Genomic DNA, 22574 nt, shown 5'->3' with positions numbered 1-22574 from the left:
ATGGCGGTATCGGCGACACTGCACTGCCTCACCGGCTGTGCGATCGGCGAAGTGCTCGGCATGGTCATCGGCACGGCGATCGGCCTGCCCAACTGGGGCACCGTCGTGCTGGCCGTGGCGCTGGCGTTCTTCTTCGGCTACGCGCTGACCCTGCGCGGCGTGCTGAAGACCGGTCTGGGCTTCGGCGCGGCGCTGAAGGTGGCGCTGGCCGCGGACACCGTGTCCATCGCGGTGATGGAGGTCGTCGACAACGCGATCATGCTGGTGGTGCCCGGCGCGATGGAGGCCGGCGTGGCCAGCCTGCTGTTCTGGGGCGCGCTGGCGTTCTCGTTGGCGGTGGCGTTCGTGCTGACCGTGCCGGTGAACCGGTGGCTCATCTCGCGCGGCAAGGGGCACGCCGTCGTGCACCACGCGCACCACCACTAGGGTGGCCGGCGTGACGCGTTACGGAGATGAGCTGGCGGTGGTGACCGTCACCTACTCGCCCGGTGAGACCCTGGACACCTTCCTGTCCACGTTGTCCGCGGCGACCACGCGACCGGTGTCGGTGGTGCTGGCGGACAACGGGTCCACCGACGGCGTGCCCGAACGCGCCGCCGCCGAGCACCCGCACGTGAGCTTCGTGCCGACCGGGGGCAACCTCGGCTACGGCGCCGGTGCGAACCGGGGCGTCGCGTCCCTGCCGCCGTCGGTCGGGTGGGTCGTGATCGCCAACCCGGACCTGTCCTGGGGCGTCGGCAGCCTCGACAAGCTGCTGGAAGCCGCCAAGCGGTGGCCCCGCGGCGGCGCGTTCGGCCCGCTGATCCGGGAGCCGTCCGGCGCGGTGTACCCGTCGGCACGCCTGCTGCCGTCGTTGGGGCGTGGGTTGGGGCACGCGTTGTTCGCGGTCGTGTGGCCGGCCAACCCGTGGTCGCGGGAGTACCGGCAGGCGGCGGCGACGCCGGAGGAGCGCACGGCCGGCTGGCTGTCCGGCTCGTGCCTGCTGCTGCGGCGGGAGGCGTTCGACTCGGTCGACGGGTTCGACCCCCGGTACTTCATGTACTTCGAGGACGTGGACCTCGGCGACCGCCTCGGCCGCGCGGGCTGGCTGAACGTGTACGTGCCGGAGGCGGAGGTCGTGCACATCGGCGGCCACTCGACCAAGCGCGCGTCCAAGCGCATGCTCGCCGCCCACCACTCCAGCGCGTACCGCTACCTGGCCGACCGCCACCGCGGCCCGCAGTGGGCGCCGCTGATGCTGGCCGTGCGCGCAGGTCTGTCGTTGCGGCTTCGCCTGATGACCCGCTGATCGCCCCTTGCCACGGGGCGTTCCCGTGGATGATGTCCCGATGCGCCGCTCCTTCTCCTACCGCGACGCGGTGAAGCTGCTCGGCGGCGACACCGGTCTGGTGAAGCTGCTGGACCACGCCTCGGCGGCGGCCGTGCTGGCCACGGGCGGGATCGACCTGCTGGACGCCCGCACGGAGGTCGTGCGGGTCGGCAAGCAGGTGCTGTCGTCCGTGCGCGAGCGGGTGTCGGGCCTGCACCGGGTCGACCGGACGCGGTTGCTGGAAGCCGCCCACGGCATCCTCGTGGTCACCTCGTTCTTCGAGGCCGTGGACGAGTTGAAGCTGCCGTTCGAGATCACGTTGTCGAAGGACGAGCAGCTGGTCCTCGCCGGCGTCGGCCGGCCTCTTTCGCCGCACGCCCGCGTCGTCGAAGGGCTGCTGGACACGACGATCCCCCTGCCGAGCGCGGAACAGCCTCCCGAGGTCGTCGCCAACGAGCTGTCGGCCTTCTACATGGTCACGGTCGGGAGGCTCCTCGACTTCATCGCGGGCTTCGAGGCCTGGGGTGACGTCCCCATGGTCAGGCGCGACGAGTTCGTCGTGGAGGTGCAGGAGGCGCCGAGCCGGGCCGTGGCCCTCTACCGGGCGCACTACCGGCAGCTGGCGGTCGACTGCCCCGAGTTCGCGGTGTGGGCCTCCGGGATCGAGCACGCGGCGACCCGGGCCGAGGTCCGAAACGCCCTGGAGGACATGCGGGGGCTGTTGGCGCAGCTCGCGGGCGCGGTGCCGCCGGACGACCGCCGCACCGGCCTGGCCCGGAGCTGCCGCGCCGAGCTGGACCGGCCGATCGTCGACGGCGAGGTCCCGTCCGGGCTGGTCCTGCCGACGTTGGCCCAGGCGTACGTGTCGCCGCGCTTCAAGGTCGCGGAAGCCGGCACGGCCGACGACGTCAGCGCGGACGCCTGGTGGTCCGACGAGCCGGTCCGCACCGACCTGGACGACTACCTGGTCGGCTACTTCACCTCGTCGCGGGCGACCGCCGCGCCGCTGGTCGTGCTGGGGCAGCCGGGCGCGGGCAAGTCGCTGCTGACCAAGGTGCTCGCCGCGCAGCTGCCGGCCGAGGACTTCCTGCCGATCCGGGTCGTGCTGCGGGACGTGCCGGCCGACGCGACGTTGCAGGACCAGGTCGAGGACGCCATCACGCGGGCCACGGGCGAGCGGCTGACCTGGCCCGACCTGGCCCGCGCGGTGGCGCCCGCCGTTCCGGTGGTGCTCCTGGACGGCTTCGACGAGCTGCTCCAGGCCACCGGCACGAGCAGGTCGGACTACCTGGCGCGGGTCCGCGACTTCCAGCGCCGCGAGTCCGACCAGGGACGAGCGGTGATCGTCGTGGTGACCAGCCGCATCGCGGTCGCCAACCGCGCGCGGTTCGCGGGCTCGACCATGGTGCTGAAGCTGGAGCCGTTCGGCGACGACCAGGTCCGCCGCTGGCTGGGGGTGTGGAACGAGGTCAACCCCGGCGCCGTGCTGTCGCCCGAGGTCGCACTGCGGTTCCCGGACCTCGCCGGCCAGCCGTTGCTGCTGTTCATGCTGGCGCTCTACAACGCCGACGGGAACGCCCTCGACACCGAAGGGGCGGAACTGGCCAAGGCCCGCCTGTACGAGCGGCTGCTGACCAGGTTCGCCCGGCGCGAGGTCGTCAAGAGCCTGCACGGCGCGTTGGACGACCAGGTCGACCAGGCCGTGGAGGAGGAGCTGGTCAGGCTGTCGGTGGTCGCCTTCGCGATGTTCAACCGCGGCGTGCAGTGGGTCGACGAGAACGAGTTGGACGACGACCTGAACGCCCTGCTGCACGTCGGGGCGCGAGGCGTGCGGGACAGGCTCCGGCTCAGCTCGGCCCAGCTGGCGGTCGGCCGGTTCTTCTTCGTCCACGCCGCCCGCGCCGCGCACGACGGCCAGGTCCTGCGGACCTACGAGTTCCTGCACGCGACGTTCGGCGAGTACCTGGTGGCCCGCCTGGTCCACCGGGTGTCACTCGACCTGCTCGCCCGGGAGCGCGCGGCCAAGTCGCGTTACGGGCGTCAGGAACCCGGCACGGGTTGGCTCGAGCCGGTGCTGTCCTTCGCGCCGCTCACCACCCGCGCGCCCGTGGTCTCGTTCTTGCGGGAGCTGTTCGACGGCATCCCCGAAGCCGACCGCGCGGCGCTGCACCGGCTGTTCACCGACCTGGTCGGCACGGCCCAGCACCGGCCACCGGGCGTCGACCACCCCGAGTACGTGCCGCGCGTCCTGCCGATCGCCGGCCGCATCGCGGCGTACACGGCGAACCTCGTCGTGCTCGCCGTGGTCGTCGGCGGGCGGTTGGCGGACTTGGACCGGGACGAGTGGCAGGCGCTGGCGCTGCTGTGGCAGTCACAGCTCGACGGGGAGGAGTGGGCCAGGCTGATCGAGGTGCTGGACGTCGAGCGCCTGCGCGTGGACGGCGAGTCGACCGTCGCGGTGGTCCTGCGGGAGAGCGGGTGGTCCTCACCGGTCGACATGGCGTGGTTGGTCGGTCTCGACCCCGCCACACGTGGCGCCCACCTGCCGCCGTTGCTCGACGAGTTGGAGCGGTGGGAGGACTTCCGCCCAACCTGGTCCGGTGGACATGCGCTGCACAACCTCGAACCTCTCATCGCCTGGATGGAGCGCGCGCTGAACTCGCTGGTGCCGCACCGGGGCGAGTTCCACTCGTTCGCGCGCCTGCTGCTCACCGTGCTGACCTCCGACGACGAAGCCGAGCGGGTCGCCGCCTACACGACCACCTTGTCCTCGCTGCGGGACCGGGAGTTCCGGCTCGAACGGGGCTACTGGACGTTGCTCTTCACCTCCCTGGCCGGGGACGAGGCGGCCACGGTCGAGTTGCTCGACCTGGTGGCCCAGTACGGGTCGAGGGCCGAGGCGGAACCGGCGTCGTTGATCGCCTGCGCGTTGCGCCTGATACGGATGACCGGGGTGGCCCGCCGCGCCGCGGTCGACCTGATCGCGTACGTGTTCTCCGTCTCCGAGGTGCTCGACGACCTGCCACTCGTCGCCGAAGTGCTGATCTGCTTCACGGACCTGGGCCTGGACGTCCGGTTGCTGAACGTGTTCCGCGACGTCCCGGAACTGCTCGGGGAGGCCGACGTCGAGTTGATGGGGCGGTCCGACCGGCAGCTGGCCGTTCGGTTGCAGCGGGCGTTGGAGTCGATCGGTCCGGACGGTCACATGGCGCGGTAGTCGCGGGGGGAGAAGCGGGGACCCCGGCGTGGTTTGGTGACGCCGGAGGCCAGGACGTAGCGGACGGCGCGGTGGCGTTGAGGCGCGTACGGGGCGAGGAGTTCGGCCATGCCGTCGTCGTCCACGGCCTCGCCGACCAGCGCCCAGCCGACGATCCCGGCCAGGTGGTAGTCGCCGAAGCTGACCGCGTCCGGGTCGCCCCAGGCCCGCTGCGCGACCTCGGCCGCCGTCCAGACCCCGATCCCGGGCACCTTCCGGAGCAGGTTGCGGCCTTCCTCGCCGCCCAGTTCGGACGCGCGCTCCAGCCGGTGCGCCACCTGGGCCGCCGCGATCAGGGCACGGCGACGCCCGCCGTCGACCCCCGCCCGGTGCCACTCCCAGTCCGTGATGCCCAAGATCGCCCGCGGCGTCGGCGGCACCTGGAGGCCCGTCGTGCCGGGCGCGGGCGTGCCGAACCGCCGCGCCAGCTCGCGGTAGGAGCGGAACGCCTCGACGCCGGTCACCTTCTGCTCCAGGATCGAGGGCAGCAGCGCGTCCCACACGCGGCCCGTGGTGCCGAGCCGGATGCCCGGACGTCGTCGCCGCGTCTCCGCGACCAACGGGTGGTGGCACTCGAACGCCGAGTCGTCGTCACCGGCTCCCAGCAGCGCGGGCAGGCCGTCCAGCAGCCAGTCCGCGCCCTCGCCCCACGCGTGGGCCTCCACCACGTCGGTGACCCGCACGCGCAGGGTGCCCGGGCCGGTCGGGGTGTTCGCGGCCAGCCACACGCCGTCGGCGCCGGCGCGGAACGTGGGGTCGCCCGCGCCCCGCCGCAACGGCATCAGCAGCGCGCCGACGTCCAGCGGGAACGTCGGCGTCCACGTCCTACTCGGCATCACGGGCCATTACACCTCGGCTACACATCGGCGGAGAACCGCACCCCGCCCTCCGGCAGCACGACACCCGGCCACACGCGGGCGCCGTTGATCAGCTCGCACCGCGCGCCGACGACCGCGTCGTCACCGATCACCGCGTCCGACACGACCGCACCGGCCTGCACCAGCGAGTTCGCCCCCAGGACGCTGCGCTCCACGCGCGCGCCCTCGCCGACCACCGCGCCGTCGAACAGCACCGAGCCGTCCACCACCGCGCCCGCCGCGACCGTGCAGTTCGCGCCGATCGTCGCGCCGCCCGTGACCACCGCGCTCGCGTCGACCACCGCGCCGTCGAGGATGACCGCCTCACCCCGCAGCGACAGCGCGGCGGTGGGCGCGACCCCGCGCACCAGGTCCGCCGAACCCTGCACGAACGCGGCGGGCGTGCCGAGGTCCAGCCAGTACGACGCGTCGACGTACCCCTGCACGCGCGCGCCCGCCGCCAGGAGCCCCGGGAACGTCTCCCGCTCCACCGACACCGGCCGACCCGCGGGGATGCCCTCGATCACCTCGCGCCGGAACACGTAGCAGCCCGCGTTGATCTGGTTCGTCGGCGGGTCCTCCGTCTTCTCCAGGAACGCCGTGACGCGGCCGTCGTCGTCCGTCGGGACGCAGCCGAACCGGCGCGGGTCGTCCACCCGGACCAGGTGCAGCGTGGCGTCGGCCTCGGCCTTGCGGTGCGTGTCGACGACGGCGCGCAGGTCGACGCCCGACAGGATGTCGCCGTTGAACACCACCACGTCGCGTTCGCGCAGCTTGTGCGCGACGTTGCGGATCGCGCCCGCCGTGTCCAGCGGCACGTCCTCGACCACGTACTCCAGCTCCAGGCCGAGCGCCGCGCCGTCGCCGAAGTGCTCCTGGAAGACCTCGGCCTTGTAGGACGTGCCCAGCACGACGTGCGTCATGCCGGCTTCCCGGATCCGCGACAGCAAGTGGGTGAGGAACGGCACCCCGGCGGTCGGCAGCATGGGCTTGGGCGCGGACAGGGTCAGTGGTCGCAGCCGGGTTCCCTTGCCCCCGACCAGAACCACTGCCTCGGCGCCTTGCAGCTCCGACATGCCGTTTTTCCTCCTCCGCTTACTTCCACCTGTAGTTTGCGAATACTCTGGCACGAGCACTCCGGAGGCACGGGCGGTGGTCCGTGTCGACGAGCGTCACCGATCGGCACCGCCGGCGTTACCCCAGCCGGCCCAAGGCACACGCAGGAGAGATCCGGATGGACCCCCGCGCTCGGGCCGACGCGGCGCTGGCCCGTGCTCGTGCACGTGGCCGCCACGTCGTGACGCCGGACAACATGACGTCTCCCATGGACTCGTCGGCGACCCAGCAGATACCGCGAGCCGTGGTCAACGCGGTCGACCCGCGTGGCGACGACCCGGACTCGACCATGGTCCTGGCGGCGCACGTCGCCGCAGGTCAGCCCGCCCCGCCCCCGCCGCCGCCCCCAGCGGCGCCCGAACCCGAACCGGAGCTGCGCGTCGCCCCGGGCCCGGTCCCGACCGTCCAACAGGTCCCGACCGCCCGCCCGTCGCTGTCCCAACGCCTCTCCGGCGGCCAACCCCAACACCCGCCCGGCCTCTCCCAACGCCTCAACGGCGACACCTGACCCCCGCGTGTCGAACCTTCACGCGGGACGTGAGGGTTCGACTCGCGGGGTCAGAGGTGGGGGTGGGCGGCGGTGATCATGGGGTGCAGGTCGTCCACGTCCGGTGGCAGGGCGGTCAGCGGCCACCAGCGCAGGTCCAGCGATTCCGCGCTGCGGGTCGGTTCGGCCCCCTCAGGGGCGCGGACCAGGAAGCGGACGTCGAAGTGACGGGTCGGCTTGCCCAGTGAGCACGTGATCGGGTGCACGTCCAGGTGGATCGGCGCCGGGGAGATGCGCAGGCCCGCGATGCCCGACTCCTCCGTCGCCTCGCGCAGCGCCGCACCGGCCAGCGTCGTGTCCGACGCCTCGCAGTGCCCGCCCAGCTGGAGCCAGCGGCCCACCCGCGGGTGCAGGGTGAGCAACGTCGCGTCCCCGGACGAGGACACCACCAGGGCCGACGCCGTGATGTGCCCCGGCTCGCACGAACGCGCGCACGCGTCCTCCCGAGCCGCCAGGAAACCCAGGTACGCCTGCCGCAGCGACTCCTGCGCCCGGTCGGCGGGACGCCAGGCGCCCAACGTCGCCACCGCGTCCCCGTGCAGGGCGGAGCTCACAGTTCCCGGTACCTCTCACCCGGGTCCGGCAGCCCGCGCGGCGTCAGCTCCGCCTCCGGGTGCCCGACCGCCACCGCGCCCAACGGCTCCCAGTCGGCCGGCAGCTCCAGCACGTCGCGCACGACGTCCGCGCAGAAGATCGTGGACGACACCCAGCACGACCCGAGCCCCTCGGCGGCCAACGCCACCAGCAGCCCCTGCACCGCCGCGCCGCCCGCGATCGTGAACATCGTCCGTTCCGCCGTCGCACGCCGCTCGTCCGGGTACGAGTGAGCCCCCGTCCGCACCAGGAACGGCACGACGATCTCCGGCGCGTTCCGCAGGAAGTCACCCCGCCCGAGCCGCTTCGCGACCTGCTCCTCCGACCACCCGTCGGCGCGGAGGTCCGCACGCCACCGGTCGGCCATCGCGTCCAGCAGCACGTCCCGCCGAGCGGTCAACCGGACGAACCGCACGGGCTGCGTGTGGTGCGGCGCGGGCGCGGTCAACGCCGCCGCCACGGCCCGCCGCACGGCGTCCGCCGGGACCGGGTCCGAGGAGAACGACCGCACCGAACGGCGCAGCAGCACCGCCTCCGCCCGCCCCTGCGCCAGCGCCTCGTCCGTCCCCAGCCAGAACATGTCGTCCGGCACCGGCCGGGTCAGCTCACGCGCGGTCGACCCGTCGTCGGTGAACGGCAACCCGCGCACGACCGCCACCGGCACCGCGCCCAGCTTGCCCTTCACCAGGTCGGCCGCCGCCGCGATCTCGTCGGCCACCGCGACCTCGGTCACCACCAGGGGGTTCCCGTAGCTGTCGACCGAACCCCCGTACCGGTGCAGCACCGCCAGCCCGGACGACCCGATCGCGGCGTCCGTCTGACCGACCCGCCACGCCCGGCCCATCGTGTCGGTCACCACGACCGCCACCGAGACGCCCATCCGCGCCGCCAACGCCCCTCGCAACGCCGCCGCGGACCCGTCCGGGTCGACCGGCAGCAACGCGATCTCGTCGCCGTTCACGTTCGAGGCGTCCACGCCGGAGGCCGCCTGCACGACCCCGAGCTTGTTCTCGGTGATCAACGTCCGCCCGCGCCGCGCCAGCACGCGCACCGACTCGGCCTCGACCCACTCCCGCCGCACGGCGTCGCGCGCCTCGGGGTCGGCCGGCACGGACACCAGTCGACCCTCCACTTTGGACAGCACCTTGGACGTCACGACGACGATGTCGCCGTCCGCCAACCAAGGCGCGGCCGACGCGATGGCGGACGCCAGGTCGTCACCGGGCCGGAACTCCGGCAGCCCGGCCACCGGCAACACCGTGATCGGCGCGGACGCCGCGTGGTCAGCCAACGTCGACACCGGCCAGTTCCAGCGCCGCCCGCGCCATCGCCGCCGTCGCGTCCACATCGGACATCAGCAGCGGCACCGCGCGCACCGCGACACCCGGCACGTCGCAGCGGTCGCCGGTGTGCACGAGCCACCCGTCCAGCACGCCCTTGTCCGTGGTCCGGCGCGACCCGTAGTACCGGCCGACGGCCTCGGCGGAGGTCTCCACGCCGATCGCCGACAGGCACGCGTCGGCCATTCCGCGCAGAGGCTTGCCGCCGATGATCGGCGACAGCCCCACCACACCGGCCTCGGTCTTGCGCAACGCGTCACGCATCCCCGGCACGCCGAGGATCGTGTTCACGCTCACCACCGGGTTGGACGGCGCGATCAGCACCGCGTCGGCGTCGCGGACGGCGTCCAGCACACCGGGGGCGGGCGTCGCCGTCTCCACCCCGACCGACGCGAACGACCGCGCGGGCAGTTGGGCCCGGTGCTTGACCCACCACTCCTGGAAGTGGATCGCCTGCTCGCTCTCCTCCGTGGTCACCACGACGTGGGTCTCGACCCGGTCGTCCGACATCGGCAGCAGCCGCACGCCCGGCTCCCAGCGGTGGCACAACGCCTCCGTCACGGCCGACAGCGGGTAGCCCGCGCGCAGCATCCGGGTGCGCACCAGGTGCGTCGCGATGTCCCGGTCGCCGAGCCCGAACCACGTCGGGTCGGCGCCGTAGGCGGCCAACTCCTCCTTGGCCGACCACGTCTCGTTCGCACGTCCCCAGCCGCGCTCCTTGTCGATCCCGTCACCGAGGGTGTACATGCAGGTGTCCAGGTCGGGACAGATCCGCAACCCGTGCATCCACACGTCGTCACCCGTGTTCACCACGGCGGTGATCTCGTGCTCCGGACCGGCCAGCAGGCTCTTCAGCCCGACCAGGAACCGCGCCCCGCCAACCCCGCCAACCAGTACGACGACCTTCACGAGTCGTCATCCTCCCACCGCTCGTCACCGCCAGAACAGGAAGGTGCCCTGGCCGCGCGCGGCCAGCCACCGGTCGCCGCCGATCATCTCGAACACCGAGTACCCGGCCTCGAAGAACAACCGGCCGATGGTCGGGAACCCGATCAGCACCGCGAAGAGCACGAACGGCGCCCACATCCGCGCCTTCGCGCCGAACTGCCGGGCCGAGTAGGACATGTAAGGCTCGATCGCACCCCAGCCGTCCAGGCCCGGGATCGGCAGGATGTTGAGCACGAACGCGAGGATCTGCACGGCCGCCAGGTACGACAAAGCGGCGGCCAAACCCGCGGGCGGCGTGAAAAGGATCACCGACAGCGACAGCAGCACCCCGAGCACCAGGTTGCTCAGCGGCCCGGCCAACGACACCATCGACTCCACCCGCTTGTCGCGCAACGCGTGGTGGTTGATCCACACCGCGCCGCCGGGCAGCGGGATTCCGCCGAACGCCAGCAGCACCAGCGGCAGCACGATGCTGAAGACCGGGTCGGTGTAGCGGCGGATGTCGAGCGTCAGGTAGCCCTTGGCCCGCACGGCGTAGTCGCCGCCGCGATAGGCCACGATCGCGTGACCGAACTCGTGCAGGCACAGCGAAACCGCCCAGCCGCCGAGCACGAACAGCACCGTGCCCGCGGTCACCGCGGCCGTGGAGTCGTCGAACAGGGTCAGCACGGCGCCTGCCACCGTCACCGCGAGCAGGCTGAGGAACAGTGGACTCGGACGCACCGCTGATCGCTTCACGCTTCCAGTGTGGCCTCTCCGGACCGGTGGCTCACAGCCCGTCCGGTAGGCCATCCGCGCAGCCGTTATCGCTCGGCGCACCGCCCCAATCACCGTCTGTGCTGCTAGTCAAGGCTTTTCGCGCCATCTGCGCGAATATCCCCCGTCCTGTGGACTCCGCTTGACCGCGTGTTGTGACACAGGTGTAATCACATCGGTGTCATTCGTCGTTGTGGGGACGGCGAGTGGTGTCCGCCAACCGGGGAGAGCGGAAGGCGAGGAGGCGGACTATGCAGGAATTCGACGGGGGTCGCATCGTGGACGGGGACGTCCCGGCACCGGAGCCGGTCGTACTCGACCTGTTCGACGCGGCCGATGAGCAGGACTGGCAGGAGCGCGCCCTGTGCGCGCAGACCGACCCCGAGGCGTTCTTCCCGGAGAAGGGCGGCTCGACCAGGGAGGCCAAGCGGATCTGCCTCGGTTGTGAGGTGCGCTCCGAATGCCTGGAGTACGCCTTGCAGCACGACGAGCGCTTCGGCATTTGGGGCGGGCTGTCCGAGCGCGAGCGGAGGAAGCTCAAAAAGCGCGCGGTGTGATCGAAGCGCACGGGTGATCGCTCGCGCGTTCGCTCTGGCTTACCGTGGTCGTCCCACGGCGTAGTCGGAGCAACCTAGGAGCGGCACTTGACGAGCGGGGCCACTCCGCGGCTGCGCACCGCGCCCGTGCTGGCGGTGCTGGTGTGCCACGACGGCGACCGGTGGCTGGGCACGGCGCTGTCGTCGCTGCGCCGCCAGCAGCCGCGTCCGCGGCACGTGATCGCGGTCGACACGGGTTCCGCGGACGGCACCGCGAAGCTGCTGGCCGAAGCCGCCGCCGGTCCCGATCGGGTGATCGACGGCGTGCTCACGCTGCCCCGCGGCACCGGGTTCGGCGCGGCCGTGCAGGCCGCCGTCGAGCACGCCGTGCAGCGGTGGGGCGATCCGGGCGCGTGGCTGTGGTTGCTGCACGACGACTGCGCGCCGGAACCGGACTGCCTGTCCGCGCTGCTGACCGCGGCCGAGGTGTCGCCGTCGGCGGCCGTGCTCGGCCCGCTGAGCCTGGACTGGACCGACCCGCGGCTGGTGGTGGAGGCGGGGCTGTCGACCGACGCGTCCGGCCACCGGCAGACCGGCATGGGCCGGGTCGAGCTGGCCGGCTCGTTCCAGCAGAGCACCGAGGCGTTGGCGGTGCCGTCGGCCGGGTCGCTGATCCGCCGCACGGCGTGGGAGTCGCTCGGCGGCTACGACCGCGCGATGCCGTTGCTGCGCGACGACATCGACTTCGGCTGGCGCGCCAACCTCGCCGGGCACCTCGTGCTGTCCGTCCCGGTGGCGCGGATGCGGCACGCGCGTGCGGCGGGACGTGGCGCGCGGCGGTTGGACGCGGCGGCGGCCCGGCCCGGACCGGCGTCGCGCGGCGTGGACCGGGCGCACGGGCTGCGCACGTTCCTGGTCAACTGCGGCACGGTCTCGTTCGTCCTGGGGCTGCCGCGGATCGCCGTGCTCGCGGTCCTGCGCGCCCTCGGCTTCTTGGTGCTGCGCCGCTTTTCCGACGCGCGCGCGGAGCTGGGCGCGCTGCGGTACCTGCTGAGCGGACGGGCGGGGCTGCTGGCCGGCCGTGCCGAACGGCCGGCGCACGGGGTCGTGCGCGGGCTGTTCACCAGCCGGATCACCCGCTCTCGCAACGCGATCCGCGCCGCGTCGGCCGCGCTGGTCCGGCGGCGCGTCGAGGCGGACCTGGCGCTGGGCCGGTTGCCCGAGGACGACTCGCGGCCGGGCGCGTGGTCGCTCCCGTCCGAAGTGGAGCGTCCGGTGGTCGGCCCGGCGGCGCTGCCGGCCGGCGTGCTGTCGCGGCGGCGTCCCGTGCGGGCGACCGGCGGGTTGCGCCGGCCCGTGGTGACGGTGCCGGTGGAGGCGTCCGCGCCGTCCGGGCGGCGGCCCTCGCCCCGTCCGCGCCCGTCGCCGTCGCCGCGCGGTCAGGGCTCGCCGGGTGTCGTGTTCGTGGAGGTCGACCGGGCGCGGGTGCTGTGGTCGTTGGTGCTCGGACCGCCGTTGTTGCTGGTCCTGGGGCTGGCGGTGTTCGGCGTCCTGGCGAACGCGGCGCGGATCGGGCTCGACCTGAGCGGCGGTCGGCTGCTGCCGGTCGGCGACCTGGAGAGCACCTGGTCGTCGTACGCGGCGGCGTGGCACCCGGTGGCGGGTGGGACCACCGCGCCCGCGCCGGCCGCGCTGGCCGTGCTGGGGACGGTCGGCGTGCTGGTCGGTTCGCCCGCGTCCCTGGTGGCGTTGCTGTTCATCGGTGACGCGCCGCTGGCCGGGCTGCTGGCGTACGTGGCGTCACGGCGGATGCCGGTGCGGCGGCCCGTGCGCGCGCTGGTGGCGGCGGCGTACGCGCTGCTGCCGGCGGCGACGGCGGCGGTGAGCCAGGGGCGGCTGGACGTCGTCGTGGTGCACGTGCTCGCGCCGGTGGTGTTCGCCGGTGTGGCGTCCGTGCTGCGGGGTGGGGCGGGCGCGTCGTGGCTGCCGGTGGCGTCGGGGACGGCGCTGGCGTTGGCGGCGGTGGGCGCGTTCTCGCCGTTCGTGCACGCGCTGGTGGCGTTGGCGGCGCTGGTGGGGTTCGTGGTGGTGCCCGGGCGGCACGGTGACGGTCGGCGGCGGGTGGCGTCGCTGTTCATGGTCGTGCTGCTGCCGATGGCGTTGCTGCTGCCGTGGCCTGCGGTGGTGCTGCAGCACCCGACCGTCGTGCTGCACGGGGTCGGCGCGTTCGTCGAGTCGCCCGCCGTGGGGCTGCTGGACCTGCTGTCGCTGCGGCCGGGCGGTACGGGCGCGTTGCCGTTCGTCGGGTTGGTGGTGGTCGGGTTCGCGCTGGTGGCGGCGGTGCTGCGGCCGTCGCGGTCGATGCTGGCGGGGTTCGCGGTGGTGGTGCTGGGCGGGTTCGCGGTGATCGTGCTGCGGACCGTGCCGGTGGCGCCGCTGCCCGGCGGTGACGCGTCCCACGGGTGGACCGGCGGGCCGTTGGTGCTGGTCGGGTGGGGGTTGCTGTGGGTGGTCCTGTCGGCGTTCCGGCGGGACGTCGGCACGGTGCCGGTGCGGCGGGTCGTGTCGGTGGTCGGGGTGCTGTCGGTGGTGGGGCTGGCGTGCGCGGGGTTCGTCGGGCTGCGGTCGGGCGCGTTGACGGCGGACGGCGCGCGGTTGCCGTCGACGTTGGCGCAGGAGCTGCCGCGGACCGGGCGGTCGGTGCTGGTGCTGGGGACGCCGACGCGGCTGGTGGCCGGGCGGCTGCCCGCGTTCGGCGACGACGACCTCGTGCCCGTGCCGACGGCCGTGGCGCGGCTGGAGCGGTGGTCGCGCGACCTGACCGGCGGGTCGCCGGAGGCGGCGCGGGTGGCGTTGGCGCAGGCGGCGGCCGCGGGCGTGGCGTTCGTGGTCGCGCCGGACCTGGGCACGGCGCAGCGGGTGCGTGACGCGGTCGGCGAGCTGGTGGCCGTGACGCCGGCGATGTCGGACGGGCGGCCGGTGCTGCGGGTGCAGCTGGCGGCGGGCAACGCCGTGCTGCTGTCGCCGGAGCTGGCGCGGCGGGCCCGGACGGGTGGCAACCCGCCGGTGGAGCTGGGCGCGCCCGGCATCGCCCCGGTCGAGGCCGCGCCGCCGGAGGTGGGCGTTCAGGTGTCCGAGGGGCCGGAGGGGCGGCTGCTGGTGCTGGCGGCGGAGGAGGAGCCGGGCTGGCGGGCGTGGGTGGATGGCCGTGAGGTGACGGTCGTGCGGGCGTGGGGCCACCTGGTCGGCGTGACGGTGCCCACCACGGGCTCGGAGGTCCGCGTGGAGGTGTCCTCGACCCTGCGCGAGCTCCTGCTGATGCTCCAGGCCGCCGCCGCGCTCTTCACCGCCCTGACCGCCATCCCCTCCCGCCGCCGCCCCTGAACGCCGACCTCGGGGTACCCGGGCGTTCGACACCCGGGCCCTGAACGCAGGACACTCCCAGGTACCCCGGGTCGAACGTTCGGGAGGCGGTCAGTCGCCGTCGATGACGTCCGGGTCCAGGCCCAGGTAGTTGGCCACCTGCTCGACCAGCACGTCGTGCACCAGGTCGGACAGGTCGGCGCCGTCCTTGGCCCGCGCCTCCAGCGGCCGCCGGTAGAGCACGATCCGGGCCCGGCGGTCGGCCCCGGCCGGCACGAGGCGGGCCAGCGGCACGTTGCCGTCCTCGACCACGTCGCCGTTGTCGTCCGACTGGATGTCCGGCACGTCGTCCACCGCGACGTCCAGCTGCGTGAGCTCCGTCCGCCACCGCGCCTCGATCGGCTCCAACGCCTCCAGCACCAGCGCGTCGAACCGCTCCGCCCGGCTGCGGGCCGCCGGCAACGTGGCCGGGTAGAGGGGACCGCGCAGCCCCCGACCGTGCCGGTCGCGGTTGCGTCGCCGCGGAGTGCCCTGCCGCCGTGAACCCCGAGCCATCACCACGAGGTAGAGGGTAGTTGTCCACCCGTGGACCCCGTACAGCCGGACCTCCGCGACCAGGCAACTTGCCGCGCCGCGGCACCACCGCCAACGCCGCGCCGGAGGTAATCCAACACACGTCGCGCGGGACGCGATATCGTCCCCGCCGTGCGGAGCGTGAGACGGTGCTCGCGAACCGGGTGCGCGAACCCGGCAGTCGCCACGCTCACGTACGCCTATGCGGACTCCACGGCGGTGGTAGGACCCCTGGCGACGTACTCCGAACCGCACTCCTACGACCTCTGCGAAGAACACGCCCTGCGCCTCACCGCGCCGCGCGGCTGGGAGGTCGTCCGGCACCAGGGCGAGTTCCGCGCCCCCGAACCCACCGTGGACGACCTGACCGCGTTGGCCGAGGCCGTCCGGGAAGCGGGCCGGGCCACACCGCAGGTCGAGCTGCCGGAACTGCCCGCCGGCACGATCCGGCGCGGTCACCTGCGCGTTCTGCCCGATCCGAACGAAGACTGAACGAAGACTCATCGACCGGACACGACGCTCACGCGCGCGCCGGTAGGCTTCCCAAGGCAGTGTCAAGAGCCAACTTGGGAGTGTGGCCGTGCGCGATCTGTCCGGCATCGTCAAGGCTTACGACATCCGCGGTGTCGTCGGCGAACAGCTCGACGCCGACGTCGTACGCGACTTCGGCGCGGCGTTCGCCCGCCTGGTCGGTGGCCCGACCGTGGTGATCGGGCACGACATGCGCGACTCCTCGCCCGGCCTGGCCGCGGCGTTCGCCGAGGGTGTCACCGCGCAGGGCGTCGACGTGGTCAACATCGGTCTGGCCAGCACCGACATGCTGTACTTCGCCTCCGGCAAGCTCGACCTGCCCGGCGCCATGTTCACCGCGAGCCACAACCCGGCCAAGTACAACGGCATCAAGCTGTGCCGCGCGGGCGCCGCGCCGGTCGGCCAGGACAGCGGCCTCGGCCAGATCCGCCAGGACGCCGAGCAGGGCGTGCCCGACGCCGAGGGCGTCGCGAAGGGCGCCGTCACCGAGCAGGACATGCTCGCGGACTACGCCGCCTACCTGCGGGAACTGGTCGACCTGAGCGGCAGCCGGCCGTTGAAGGTCGTGGTGGACGCGGGCAACGGCATGGGCGGCCACACGGTGCCGAAGGTGTTCGAGGGCCTGCCGATCGAGATCGTGCCGATGTACTTCGAGCTCGACGGCGACTTCCCCAACCACGAGGCCAACCCGCTGGACCCGAAGAACATCGTGGACCTGCAGAAGCGGGTCCGGGAAGAGGGCGCCGACGCGGGTGTCGCGTTCGACGGTGACGCGGACCGCTGCTTCGTGGTCGACGAGCGCGGCGAGCCGGTGTCGCCGTCCGCCATCACCGCCCTGGTCGCGGTGCGCGAGCTGGCCAAGGACCCGGGCGGCACGATCATCCACAACCTGATCACCTCGCACGGCGTGCCGGAGATCGTCCGCGAGCACGGCGGCGTGCCGGTGCGCACCCGCGTCGGCCACTCGTTCATCAAGGAGGAGATGGCCAAGACCGGCGCCATCTTCGGCGGCGAGCACTCCGCGCACTACTACTTCCGCGACTTCTGGCGTGCCGACACGGGCATGCTGGCCGCGCTGCACGTGCTGGCCGCGCTCGGCGAGCAGGACGGCCCGCTGTCCGCTCTGACCAGCGACTACGCGCGGTACGCCGCGTCCGGCGAGATCAACTCCACGGTGGACGACCAGCAGGGCAGGCTGGCCGCGATCAAGGCCGAGTTCGGCGGTCGAGAGGGTGTCGAGCTCGACGAGCTGGACGGCCTGACGGTGAGCCTGCCGGACGGCTCGTGGTTCAACCTCCGTGCGTCCAACACCGAGCCGCTGCTCCGGCTCAACGTCGAAGCCGCCGACGCGGCCTCCGTCGCGGCGCTGCGCGACGAGGTCCTGGCGATCGTGAGGGGATGAGCGCCGTGGCCGTCCAACTGGACCCGCAGTTGCTGGAGATCCTGGCCTGCCCGTGCCCCGAGCACGCGCCGCTGAAGGCGGGCACCGCGTCCGACCCGCTCGCGGACTACCTGACCTGCACCTCGTGCGGCCGGTCGTTCCCGGTCCGGGACGGCATCCCGGTGCTGCTGCTGGACGAGGCTGTCGAGCCGACGGCCGGGTGAGCTCGGGTGCTTGACGACAGCCTCCTCGACGACCAGTCCCGGCTCACCGACGCCGACCGGGAAGGTCTGCTGCGCGCCGCCGCACGGGCGGGCGCGCAGGTCCGGGCCACCGCCGAGGCGGCCGACGAGCTCGGCGTCGAGCGGACGTTCCAGGAACGCCCGCGGGCGTTGGTGCTGGTCACGCGGCCGGGCGTCGGCCAGGCCATCGCCGGGGTGGTGGCCGCGCTGCTGGGCACGCGCTGCCCCGTGCCGGTCGTGGTCGCCGACGACGTGCCGACGTGGGTCGGTGCGCTGGACGTGGTCCTCGCGCACACCGAGGACCCCGGCGACGTGCGGATGGCCGAGTCGATCGACCGGGCGGCCCGGCGCGGCGCGCGGGTCCTGCTGACCGCCGAGCCGGACGGCCCGGTGGCCGCGTCCGCCGCGCAGCACGCGCTGCTGATCCCGCCGCGGGTGCCGGTGCCGCAGGGCTTCGGCTTCGCCCGGGGTTTCGCCGCGTGGGTGGTGGCGCTGAAGTCGTTGGGGCTGCTCGACGTGGACGTGCAGGCCATCGCGGACGAGCTGGACCGCGAGGCCGAGCGGTGCCACCCGATGCACGAGTCGTTCGTCAACCCGGCCAAGACGCTCGCGCTGCGGGTGGCCGACCGCACACCGCTGCTGTGGGGCCTGGACGACCTGGCCACGGCGGTGGCGGCGCACGGCGCGGGCGTGCTCGCGACCTACGCGGGCGTCGTGAGCGACGTGGCCGGCTATCCTCAGGCCCTGACCCGGTCGGTGCTGCACCGCCGGGCCGTGCGCGGCACGTCCGGCGCGGACCTGTTCGCCGACCCGGACGACGAGCACGACGGCCTGGTCCGCGTGCTGCTGGTGGCCGTGCGCCGGGGAGGGCAGGCCGATTTCGCCCGGCGGGTCGCGATGGAGACCTTGTCCGGAGCCGACGTGCTCGAACCGGCCGAGGAGGTGAGCGGCGGCGAGGCCCTGTGCGCCGCGCTGCTCGCCCTGCGGTTCGAGCTGGCCGCGCTGTACCTGGGTCTGGCGGCGGGAACGCTGGGCGGACCCGGGCTGTACGCGCCGGCCGTGTGAGGGGATGACTGTGGATCTGCTGCACAACGCGGTGCGCGCGTACGCGTGGGGATCACGCACCGCCATCGCCGAGATGCTCGGGAGGGAGGTGCCGACGCCGCACCCCGAGGCCGAGCTGTGGATGGGCGCCCATCCCGGGGACCCGTCACGGGTGGTGGGGCCGGACGGCGAGACGCGGTCGCTGCTCGACCTGCTCGCCGACGACCCGGACGGCCAGCTCGGCACCCGCCACGCCGACCGCTGGGGCAGCAGGCTGCCGTTCCTGCTCAAGGTGCTGGCCGCGGACGAGCCGCTGAGCCTGCAGGCGCACCCGTCGGCCGCGCAGGCGGCGAACGGCTTCGCGGCCGAGGACGCGGCGGGCGTGCCGATGGACTCGCCGATCCGCAACTACAAGGACCCGTCGGCCAAGCCCGAGCTGATCTGCGCGTTGACCGAGTTCCACGCGCTCGCGGGGTTCCGCGAGCCCTCGCGCACGGTCGCGCTGCTGCGGTCGTTGGACGCGCCGGACTTCGCGCCGTACGCCGAGCTGCTGGCCGCCCAGCCGGACGCCGACGGCCTGCGCGCCATGTTCACCACCCTCATCACGCTGCCGCAGACCGCGCTGGACATGCTCCTGCCGCAGGTGCTGGACGCGTGCGTGCTGCACGTGAAGGAGCACGGCGAGTTCGACCTGGAGTGCCGCACGATCCTGGAGCTGGGCGAGGCGTACCCCGGTGACGCGGGCGTGCTGGCCGCGCTGCTGCTCAACCGGCTCGTGCTGCGGCCCGGCGAGGCGATCTACCTGCCCGCCGGCAACCTGCACGCGTACCTGCACGGCACCGGCGTGGAGATCCTGGCGAACTCCGACAACGTGCTGCGCTGCGGTTTGACGCCCAAGCACGTGGACGTGCCCGAGCTGATGCGCGTGCTGGACTTCGGGTGCGGCGACATGCCCGTGCAGACCGGCGCGGAGACGGCGCCGGGGCTGTGGGCGTACCGGACGCCGTGCCCGGAGTTCGAGCTGTCGCGGATCGAGGTCGGGCCGTCGGTCGAGGTCCGGGTGGACCACAGCGGGCCGCAGATCCTGCTCTGCACGCGTGGCCGGGCGCGGTTGACCTGCGGCGACGAGACCGTGGAGCTGTCGCGCGGCCAGTCCGTGTGGCTGCCCGCGCGCGACCCGGCGGTGGTGGTCACGGCGGACGTCGACACCCAGCTTTTCCGGGCGACGCCCGGCGTTGAGTAGGGTCACACCGACAAATCGGACTTGGGCGCAAAGGGAGCAACCGTGTCAGCAGGGGGCGGGACCAAGGCGATCATCGCCGCACTGGTGGCCAATGCGGGGATCGCGGCGGCCAAGTTCGTGGGCTTCCTGATCACCGGGTCGTCATCGATGCTCGCCGAGTCGGTGCACTCGGTGGCCGACACGTCCAACCAGGGCCTGTTGCTGCTCGGGCAGAAGACCGCGCGGCGCAAGGCCACCCCGATCCACCCGTTCGGGTTCGGTCGGGACCGGTACTTCTACTCGTTCATCGTCGCGTTGATGCTGTTCAGCCTCGGCTCGGTGTTCGCCCTGTACGAGGGCATCCACAAGCTGGAGTCGCACGAGGAGCTGAGCAGCCCGATCGTCGCGGTGATCATCCTGGTCGTCGCGATCGGCCTGGAGACCTACAGCTTCCGCACCGCGATCGTGGAGTCCAGGGCGATCAAGGGCGACGCCACGTGGTGGCAGTTCATCCGGCAGTCGAAGGTGCCGGAGCTGCCGGTCGTGCTGCTGGAGGACGCGGGCGCGCTGTTCGGCCTGGTCCTGGCGCTGATGGGCGTCGGTCTGTCGACCTTGACCGGCGACCCGGTGTGGGACGCCATCGGCACGATCTGCATCGGTGTGCTGCTGGGCGTGATCGCGGTCATCCTGATCGTGGAGATGAAGTCGCTGCTGATCGGCGAGGGCGCGGCGCCGGCGGAGCTGGACCTGATCACGGACGAGCTGGCGTCGGGCCAGGTGCAGCGCGTCATCCACATCAAGACCCAGTACATCGGGCCGGACGAGCTGCTGGTGGCGGCGAAGATCGCGCTGAACCCGGGGCTGTCGATCACCGAGGTGGCCCAGGCCATCGACGCCGCGGAGCAGCGCGTCCGGGACAAGGTCCCGGCCGCCCGGCTGATCTACCTGGAGCCCGACCTGGACCGGTCTCTGAGCGCCAAGTCATAACCCAGCGGCGGGCTTCCGCCCGCCGTTCGGGAGCTGTGCGTCGTGATGCGAAGGGCGACGAGCCGCTGTGCGGCTCGTCGCCCTTTCCCGTGCGCCGGGTCGTGAGCGCTCACGGGGGCGGCTCGTCGCCCACGTGCGCGTGGAAGAACGACGCGGAGACGCCACTCGCGGTCAGCCCGGCGAGGACCGCCGCCGCGTGCCGTCGGCCGTCCGCGCCGACATAGAACCTGTCGTTCGGATGAGCCTCGTCCGAGGGGGTCGCGATTGGTGGGCAACGATGATCGGCGCCAGGCGGACGTCAAGCTGCGTGACGCGCTCGTCGCGGAGAACTGCGCGGGCCCGGAGTGGCTGCGGTTCACCAGGGTGCTCAGCGAGTACGGCTTCGCCTCGATGGTGGGGTGGTTGAGGTCCGGGTTGATCTTCACGCTCTGCCGGGAGAAGGGGTACCCGGTCGGCGGGCCGCCGCTGTACTGGGAGCACGAGGACCTGGTCAGCCTCGCCGGTGACACGGTGGTCGACGCGATCGGCGACTTCCGCGACAAGGCCCTGTTGGGCGGCGCGTGGGATCCGACGGGTGGTGCGAGCCTGAAGACCTACTTCGCCACGGGCTGCGTGTACGCGTTCCCCAACGTCTACCGCAAGTGGAGGAGGGACCGCAGCCGGCAGGAGGCGGAGGCCGGCCGATTATCGGGCGTCGAGGTGCCGGCGGACCTGGCGGCGCCCGGCCCCGACCCCGGCGAGGCGGTGGTCACCAAGTTGGAGATCAGGCGCGGTCTCGCCGGCATCCCGAACGAGTACGCCAGGTCGGCGCTGGTCCTGTCGGAGTCCGGGTACACGGTCGGCGAGATAGCGGAACTGCTGAACACGACCCACGGCGTCATCAAAGGGGCTTTGGAGAGACATCGGCGCAACACCGGTCGATCGACTGGGGGCGGGGGTGGCAATGTCTGAGCACGCGGTCGGCCACTCGACGGCGGTGGAGCACCTCGTCGAGGACTCTTCGTTCGGTGCGGACGACGTTCGCGATCTCCGCGATCGGGCCCCGGACGACGTGGTCCAGCGCATCGTGGGCCGCGTCAACCGGTCGATCCCACCGGCGTCGTCGCTGAGGGGCGGGTTCGTCCAGCGCGCGGCGTCCATCGTCGCTGATCGCCCGATCGTGTACTCGGGAATGGCCGACCCGGTCGGCTCGGGTCCGGGGTGGCCCGGTCACAGCCTGCTCGGTCGTCTTCGCGACTCGACCCGTCGGGAGTTCCTCGACCTCGGCACGGTCGTGAGGTACCGGGCCGACCGTGAGGTCATCGAGCAGGACGCGAAGGACACTCACGTCCTGTTGCTGCTCGACGGCGTGGTCAAGGTGCAGGCCACGGACGAGACGGGTGACACGGCGCTGCTCGCGATCAGGGTCGCGGGCGACCTGGTCGGCGAGATGGCGGCGCTGGACCAGAAGCCGCGCTCGGCCAGCGTCGTGACCTGTGGCGACGTGGTCGCGAAGCTGATCACCAGCGGCGAGTTCATGGCGTTCCTGCACCGGCGCAACGACGTGTTCGTGGAGTTGATCGGGATGATCGACGACCGGCTGCGCTGGGCGAACCAGCGCCGGCGGGACTTCCTGTCCCACCCGGCCGCCGAACGGGTGGCGCGGGTGCTGGTCGACTTGGTGCAGACCTACGGGCGCGAAGAGGCGCACGGGTGGACGTTGGGGATCCCGCTGACGAAGGTGGAACTCGCCTCGATCGTCGGGATGAAGCCCAGGACGGCCGAGAAGGCGTTCTCCGACCTGCGCAAAGCGGGGGTGGTGGTGAGCCACCTGAGGCGTGACGTGCTGGTGCCCGACCTGATGGCGTTGCGGGAGTTCGGGCGCATGTGACGACGGCGGAGGGGGGGGGGGGGGGGGGGGGGGGGGGGGGGGGGGGGGGGGGGGGGGGGGGGGGGGGGGGGGGGGGGGGGGGGGGGGGGGGGGGGGGGGGGG

21 protein-coding genes are annotated in these 22574 nt (G+C 72.9%); 14 read left to right on the top strand and 7 right to left on the bottom strand.

Translation table 11 applies throughout. From position 1 onward, the window contains the following. From ACZ7GX_RS41125 to ACZ7GX_RS41115, 3 genes are read left to right on the top strand one after another with little or no spacing between them, the layout of a single operon-like run. A complete protein-coding gene (locus ACZ7GX_RS41125; protein ID WP_498785466.1) occupies positions 1-426 on the top strand; it encodes a DUF4396 domain-containing protein in 426 nt (141 codons plus the stop codon). A gap of 10 nt (positions 427-436) precedes the next feature. After that, entirely contained in the window at positions 437-1288 is an 852-nt protein-coding gene (locus tag ACZ7GX_RS41120) for a glycosyltransferase family 2 protein (RefSeq protein WP_498785442.1), read from the top strand. A 40-nt stretch (positions 1289-1328) separates the two neighbouring features. Beyond that, a complete protein-coding gene (locus tag ACZ7GX_RS41115; protein ID WP_498785440.1) occupies positions 1329-4526 on the top strand; it encodes an NACHT domain-containing protein in 3198 nt (1065 codons plus the stop codon). On the opposite strand, the gene ACZ7GX_RS41110 is transcribed toward ACZ7GX_RS41115, so the two are convergent. Further along, a complete protein-coding gene (locus ACZ7GX_RS41110) occupies positions 4511-5401 on the bottom strand; it encodes a DNA-3-methyladenine glycosylase family protein (RefSeq protein ID WP_498785438.1) in 891 nt (296 codons plus the stop codon). The two genes, ACZ7GX_RS41115 and ACZ7GX_RS41110, sit on opposite strands and share 16 nt — an antisense overlap. A 20-nt stretch (positions 5402-5421) precedes the next feature. Next, positions 5422-6498 (bottom strand): mannose-1-phosphate guanylyltransferase, encoded by a 1077-nt coding sequence (gene manB, locus ACZ7GX_RS41105; protein ID WP_498785436.1) that lies wholly within the window; start codon positions 6496-6498, stop codon positions 5422-5424. A 158-nt stretch (positions 6499-6656) separates the two neighbouring features. Here manB and ACZ7GX_RS41100 point away from each other — a divergent pair, with 158 nt between their 5' ends. Then, positions 6657-7046: a hypothetical protein gene (locus ACZ7GX_RS41100; RefSeq protein ID WP_498785434.1), complete on the top strand. Its 390-nt coding sequence runs from the start codon at positions 6657-6659 to the stop codon at positions 7044-7046. 50 nt (positions 7047-7096) lie between these two features. Here the strand turns inward: ACZ7GX_RS41100 and ACZ7GX_RS41095 are convergent, their stop codons facing one another. Genes ACZ7GX_RS41095 through ACZ7GX_RS41080 form a run of 4 tightly spaced genes read right to left on the bottom strand, consistent with a single transcriptional unit; the run spans position 7097 to position 10705 of the window. Further along, positions 7097-7639: an NUDIX hydrolase gene (locus ACZ7GX_RS41095; protein WP_498785432.1), complete on the bottom strand. Its 543-nt coding sequence runs from the start codon at positions 7637-7639 to the stop codon at positions 7097-7099. Next, positions 7636-8970, bottom strand: coding sequence for a coenzyme F420-0:L-glutamate ligase (locus tag ACZ7GX_RS41090; protein WP_498785464.1), 1335 nt, complete (start codon positions 8968-8970; stop codon positions 7636-7638). Before ACZ7GX_RS41090 ends, ACZ7GX_RS41095 begins: the two co-directional genes overlap by 4 nt. Beyond that, positions 8963-9928 carry a 2-phospho-L-lactate transferase gene (gene cofD, locus ACZ7GX_RS41085; RefSeq protein WP_498785430.1) on the bottom strand — a complete coding sequence of 322 codons (966 nt, stop codon included), beginning with the start codon at positions 9926-9928 and terminating at the stop codon, positions 8963-8965. Before cofD ends, ACZ7GX_RS41090 begins: the two co-directional genes overlap by 8 nt. 24 nt (positions 9929-9952) lie before the next feature. Then, on the bottom strand, positions 9953-10705 hold the full coding sequence (locus tag ACZ7GX_RS41080; protein ID WP_498785428.1) for a site-2 protease family protein: 753 nt from the start codon (positions 10703-10705) through the stop codon (positions 9953-9955). Positions 10706-10974: 269 nt separating this feature from the next. Between ACZ7GX_RS41080 and ACZ7GX_RS41075 the strand changes: the two genes are divergently transcribed. Together ACZ7GX_RS41075 and ACZ7GX_RS41070 are read left to right on the top strand one after the other, a co-directional pair. Next, a complete protein-coding gene (locus ACZ7GX_RS41075) occupies positions 10975-11280 on the top strand; it encodes a WhiB family transcriptional regulator (protein ID WP_053723270.1) in 306 nt (101 codons plus the stop codon). Positions 11281-11367: 87 nt separating this feature from the next. Next, positions 11368-14643, top strand: a complete 3276-nt coding sequence (locus tag ACZ7GX_RS41070) for a glycosyltransferase (protein WP_498785427.1) — start codon at positions 11368-11370, stop codon at positions 14641-14643. 90 nt (positions 14644-14733) lie between these two features. Here ACZ7GX_RS41070 and ACZ7GX_RS41065 read toward each other — a convergent pair whose 3' ends face one another. Further along, entirely contained in the window at positions 14734-15177 is a 444-nt protein-coding gene (locus ACZ7GX_RS41065) for a metallopeptidase family protein (protein ID WP_230570507.1), read from the bottom strand. A gap of 150 nt (positions 15178-15327) precedes the next feature. On the opposite strand from ACZ7GX_RS41065, the gene ACZ7GX_RS41060 reads away from it, so the two are divergent. The 8 genes from ACZ7GX_RS41060 to ACZ7GX_RS41025 all read left to right on the top strand — a co-directional run bounded on the left by ACZ7GX_RS41060 (position 15328) and on the right by ACZ7GX_RS41025 (position 22472). Further along, positions 15328-15687, top strand: coding sequence for a DUF3499 domain-containing protein (locus tag ACZ7GX_RS41060; RefSeq protein ID WP_073885657.1), 360 nt, complete (start codon positions 15328-15330; stop codon positions 15685-15687). An 88-nt stretch (positions 15688-15775) separates the two neighbouring features. Continuing rightward, positions 15776-17128, top strand: a complete 1353-nt coding sequence (locus ACZ7GX_RS41055) for a phosphomannomutase/phosphoglucomutase (RefSeq protein WP_498785425.1) — start codon at positions 15776-15778, stop codon at positions 17126-17128. A 5-nt stretch (positions 17129-17133) separates the two neighbouring features. Beyond that, positions 17134-17331 (top strand): Trm112 family protein, encoded by a 198-nt coding sequence (locus ACZ7GX_RS41050; RefSeq protein ID WP_053723294.1) that lies wholly within the window; start codon positions 17134-17136, stop codon positions 17329-17331. 6 nt (positions 17332-17337) lie between these two features. After that, positions 17338-18414 carry an SIS domain-containing protein gene (locus tag ACZ7GX_RS41045; RefSeq protein ID WP_498785423.1) on the top strand — a complete coding sequence of 359 codons (1077 nt, stop codon included), beginning with the start codon at positions 17338-17340 and terminating at the stop codon, positions 18412-18414. 10 nt (positions 18415-18424) lie between these two features. Next, a complete protein-coding gene (gene manA / locus ACZ7GX_RS41040) occupies positions 18425-19636 on the top strand; it encodes a mannose-6-phosphate isomerase, class I (RefSeq protein ID WP_498785461.1) in 1212 nt (403 codons plus the stop codon). Positions 19637-19678: 42 nt separating this feature from the next. Continuing rightward, a complete protein-coding gene (locus ACZ7GX_RS41035; RefSeq protein WP_498785421.1) occupies positions 19679-20602 on the top strand; it encodes a cation diffusion facilitator family transporter in 924 nt (307 codons plus the stop codon). A 267-nt stretch (positions 20603-20869) separates the two neighbouring features. Beyond that, positions 20870-21553, top strand: a complete 684-nt coding sequence (locus ACZ7GX_RS41030; RefSeq protein ID WP_498785419.1) for an RNA polymerase sigma factor — start codon at positions 20870-20872, stop codon at positions 21551-21553. Further along, positions 21546-22472 carry a Crp/Fnr family transcriptional regulator gene (locus tag ACZ7GX_RS41025; protein ID WP_498785417.1) on the top strand — a complete coding sequence of 309 codons (927 nt, stop codon included), beginning with the start codon at positions 21546-21548 and terminating at the stop codon, positions 22470-22472. The genes ACZ7GX_RS41030 and ACZ7GX_RS41025 overlap by 8 nt, the downstream gene beginning before the upstream one ends. Positions 22473-22574 lie beyond the last annotated feature (102 nt).

The sequence above is a fragment of the Actinosynnema sp. NPDC037264 genome (assembly GCF_055603705.1).
The sequence above is the reverse complement of the archived record's forward strand: the minus strand, read 5'-3'. Positions and strand labels throughout refer to the sequence as shown.